This window comes from Streptomyces sp. NPDC002573 (genome assembly GCF_042889625.1).
Taxonomy (GTDB): Bacteria; Actinomycetota; Actinomycetes; order Streptomycetales; family Streptomycetaceae; genus Streptomyces; species Streptomyces gibsoniae.
In genome coordinates, this window is record NZ_JBIARC010000199.1 from 1 (window position 1) to 3,731 (window position 3,731).

Annotated in this window: 2 protein-coding genes; both read left to right on the top strand. The window is 65.4% G+C overall.

From position 1 onward, the window contains the following. Window positions 1–1,215: 1,215 nt before the first annotated feature. A complete protein-coding gene (locus ACFYX0_RS47055; protein WP_388981805.1) occupies window positions 1,216–1,749 on the top strand; it encodes a hypothetical protein in 534 nt (177 codons plus the stop codon). Between the two features lie 165 nt (window positions 1,750–1,914). Continuing rightward, a complete protein-coding gene (locus ACFYX0_RS47060) occupies window positions 1,915–3,342 on the top strand; it encodes a hypothetical protein (RefSeq protein WP_388981808.1) in 1,428 nt (475 codons plus the stop codon). Window positions 3,343–3,731 lie beyond the last annotated feature (389 nt).

Below are 3,731 nucleotides of genomic sequence, written 5' to 3' on the forward strand. Positions count from 1 at the left end.
CCGTCAGCCCGCCCCCATCCGCATAGCGCATACCAACGACATAGCGCACAGGTGACCAGCAGTCAGTAGCCCGAGCAGACAGTCACCTCAAAGCGTCGAAGCCAGTAACGGCCCCAAAAGAAAACGGCCTCGGGGGCCGCGACGTCCTTCCTCCAGCATGGCCCGGAGGTGTCCGCGCGGGCGTTTACGCTCGAACGCATGTGGCCCAGGCAGAGCCGAGCAGGCGCGGTCCATGGCGTCCAGGTCGTTCGTACGGTGGCGCGCTCCACCTGGACGCCATGGACCACGCCCGCTCCACGGTGTGTGGGTCGACGGCGGACGGGATGGGAACTGGGGAGAGTGGTGGATGCTGTGAGCGAGCGCCACTCCGTTGACTGCGCCCTCCAGCGAGGTGAAGATCATCGGCATGACGCTTTCGGCGGGACAAGACGCTGGCTTGGGTCCGTTCCTGCTCATCTGGAGTCTGCTTGCTCTCGTGATGGGCGGTGGGCTGGCGACCAAGACGTGGTCTAGTACTGCAACCGCACCTGTCGCGTCACCGCAGGTCAGGCGCAGCGCGGCGGTTTTTGGGCGGTGGCGATCCGACGGCGCACGGTGATAGTCGCCGCGCCGGGCCGATCGCGAACTGGCAGGTCAACGGCTCTCTATATCTGATGGCCCGTCAGCTTCGAAGTGTCCAGACGCCTAAACTGACCTGCGCTGATTCCATGAGTGCGGTTGCAGTACTAGCCGCTTCATGGCCTTCAGAGCGACACTCCTTGCAAACCAGCAGGGCCTGTCGTCGAGGCAGGCCGAGAGATTCCGCAGAGCCAAGCGGATGCCGGTGGGGTTCGTGCGGTTCATCGGTGGAATCTTTGTCGTCGCTGGAGCAGTCACCCTGCCGGTCTCGGTGATGGTGCTTATGCGCCACTGAGACCAAGCGGGATGGGCGGGAGAACGGCGCACGTGCCTCCTGCGTGCCCGATCGAGCGGGGATGGGCGCTCCTGCACACAGCCCAAGACCTCACCAGCACAGTTAACTCAGAACTCTTGAGGCCTTGACCAGCAACTACTCCTGGGATCGGAGGGCCTTCCGGGGCCATGTGTGCAGACTGTGGAATCAATCAAGTTTCTTACCTGAAACCATAGTTAATCGTTATACGATCCGCTCTCGCTCGTGATGACACGGCGTGATGCGGAGGGGTCATGAGGCTTTGCAGGTGGGGTCTCGCAGCCGTGGCCGCAGGGGCGGGCGTGCTGACCATGCTTCCCGTCACGGTTCAGGCAGCAACGGCGGGTTCCGTCAGTTACAAGCCGACTTGCGCGTATGGCGAGATCACCGGTTCGGGCAACCTGTCTCATGAACCGATCTCCACGAGGCCCGGGCAGAACCTGGTCACGTACACCACCGTGCGTAACGCCAAGTCGGCGCCGCTGTCGGGGGTGTTCTTCGACTACGAGATGGTGCCGCCCAGCAATCACAAGGGTGCAGCGCCCACCGTCTGGTGGAAGTTCAACGGTGGGTCGTGGCATCACTTGATCATGACCTGGCACGCGGCGACCAAGTCGTCCACCGCCCAGTGGGTCAGCGGTGACGCCGTCCTCGGGAACCTCCCCGGCTCCACTGGTCACACGTTGGAGATGTCCGTCGACTACCCCTCTGGCGCGACGCCTGGGGTCTACGACGGCACCCTCCTGGCGGGAGCGATGACGTGCGGATACCAACTGCTGGGAGCTGTCCCGGTAACCACGGCTTACCGGCCGCGGTAGGCCGCTTGCTGTGCCCGATACAGCAGCGAAGTGCAGTAACCACAGCGATCTTTGGGGGGTTTGATGCGGCAAACCACAGCGGCCGCGAGTGTCGTCACCGTACTCGCGCCGCTTCTCCTGGCCGGCGCTTCAACGGCGTCGGCCACAGCCACTGGGTCACTCACCGTGACGACGTTGGACCGGAGCGGTAAGCCGGTCTACGCACAAGTGGAGGTCTACAACACGAAAACGTTCGATTTCCGCATCATCGAAGGCAACAAGGCGACGTCGCTGCCCGACGGCAGCTACGAGCTCGTCACGTCCTTCGGCGACGCCGGAGACGAGCGGGCAACCGTCGGCGGTCACAGTGTGACGGTCTCCGGGGCCACGAAGACCACCTTCGACGCCCGGCAGGGCCGCCCGGTCAACGTCTCGCTCAGCCCGAACCCGGGCAGCGGATACGACCACATGGTCAGCGCGTACGTCTGCACCTCCGACAACGGCCCCGCCAACATGGGCACGTCGGCACCAGCGGGTGACCTGTACGTCATCCCGACGAGCAGCAAGGCCTACGAGCTGGCCTACGGCACCGCGTACCAGCCGCAGTCGGCGACCGGCGGGGACTTCTGGCTGGCGTCCGCCACGCACAGGGGCGGCGTACCGTCCGGGATGTCCGCGACGCTCAAGCAGTCCGGACTGACCGCCATCAAGGTGTCCGCCCGTTCAGGCCCCGACAGCGGACAGGCGAGGTTCTCGTTCAACTACCAGACGACGGGCGGCGACGCCTGCCCGATGTCCACGAACTCGCTCATGTTCCAGCGTGAGCTGCCCAACTCCTTCACCGCCCACCTCCCGCCCGGCCAATGGCAGGTGGGCCAGCAGAGCCACGACTTCATCTTCGACGGGTTCCACAACTACGCGGCCGGCACGACGACCTCGCTGACCCTCGGCCACACGGTCTGGGGCCCCGGCGGGCGGCTGCCCAACACCTGGTACCACCAGCTGTACTTCGGGGACATCAACCTGTTCGCCGATCCGACGCTTCCGGCTGGCGGGACGCTGGCCTCCGGCACCGTGACGCTGACCCACGCGGGCAAGACGCTCTACTCGCACACCTACACCCACTCGGACGGCATCGACGCGCATCCGGTGATCCCCGGTGCGGGCTGGTACACGATCAGTGAAACCGGCCGACGCAGCCTGCCGTCCGGCTCACTGTCGACCACCTCCAGCCTCACCCTGCACTTCTACGCGGACCCCAGCAAGAACGAGCAGATCCGGGACTACATCACCCGGTTCTGGCCCGACGCGCTGAACTCCAGGAACCAGGCGGCTCCCGGGTCGACCACGACCGTCGTCCTGGGCATGCAGCGCAGCGGCACGGGCGACGGCACGATCAGCCAGTTGTCGGACAGTGTGAAGTCCGTGCGTGCCTGGTACACCACCGACGACGGCGCCACTTGGCATGCCATCACCGCGAAGCTGTCCGGCGGCAAGTGGACCATCGCCGTCCCCAACCCGGTCTCAGGCCGCGTCGGCCTGCGCTCGACGGTCACCGACTCCCACGGCGACAGCTCGACGACCACGGTGTACAACGCGTACGCCGTGAGTTGAGGCCCACCAGACCTGCCGCTGCCACACCGGCGGCCCGCCCGAGAGATTTCCCCGGACGGGCCGCCAGCCGGCGATGGCGGTACAGCAGCGAAGCACAGCAACTCCAGCAACCAGCAGCGATCCACACCGGCCCTCATGGGCTTTCCGGCAATCTGTATGACGGTGGGTTGAGGGAGTAGCCTTCCCATGGAGGGGTGCCATGTCCGTGTGGATCATGTTGGGTTCCGGCTGCGTTTTCGTAATTCTGGGCGTGTTGGCCTTGAACGGCCGGGGAACCGCGGCGTACGCGCCGTCGCCTAGAAGACTCATGAAGATCTTGCTGAGGGGCTGCCCGGCCGTGGGCCGGGTGGCCCCTCGGTCTATGCGGTGGCTGGGTTGATCGTCCATGT